At 72.6% G+C, this 570-nt stretch carries 1 protein-coding gene; it reads right to left on the bottom strand.

Annotated elements, in window-relative coordinates; translation table 11 throughout:
- Window positions 1-570, bottom strand: a 570-nt coding sequence (locus KUM32_RS42785; RefSeq protein WP_217146949.1) for a nucleotide sugar dehydrogenase, incomplete at both ends; no start/stop codon positions are given.

Here is a 570-nt window from a genome sequence, read left to right as displayed (position 1 = left end):
GGTGAGGGCCTGGTCGGCGCCGAGTTCGCCGGCGCGGGCCATGAAGGCCCGGATGTCCTTGGGCAGGCACCCGCCGCCGAACCCGATCCCGGCGCGCAGGAACTTCTTCCCGATCCGCTCGTCATGGCCGATCGCCTCGGCCAGCTTGACCACGTCGCCGTCGGCGGCCTCGCACACCTCGGCCATCGCGTTGATGAACGAGATCTTGGTGGCCAGGAAGGAGTTCGCGGAGGTCTTCACCAGCTCGGCGGTGGGGAAGTCGGTCACCACGAACGGCGTGCCCGCGGCCAGCGGCGCCGCGTACACCTCGCGCAGCATCTTCTCGGCCCGCTCGCTGGTGACGCCCGCGACGATGCGGTCCGGCCGCAGGGTGTCCTGGACAGCGAAGCCCTCGCGCAGGAACTCCGGGTTCCAGGCCAGCTCCGCGTCCTCGCCCACCGGCGCCAGCTCGCTCAGGCGCGCGGCGAGCCGGCTCGCGCTGCCGACCGGGACCGTGGACTTGCCGACGACCAGCGCGGGGCGGCGCAGCAGCGGGGCGAGGGACTCGAAGGCGCTGTCCACGTACCGCAT

The sequence above is a fragment of the Streptomyces sp. AC627_RSS907 genome (genome assembly GCF_019049165.1).
The sequence above is the reverse complement of the archived record's forward strand: the minus strand, read 5'-3'. Positions and strand labels throughout refer to the sequence as shown.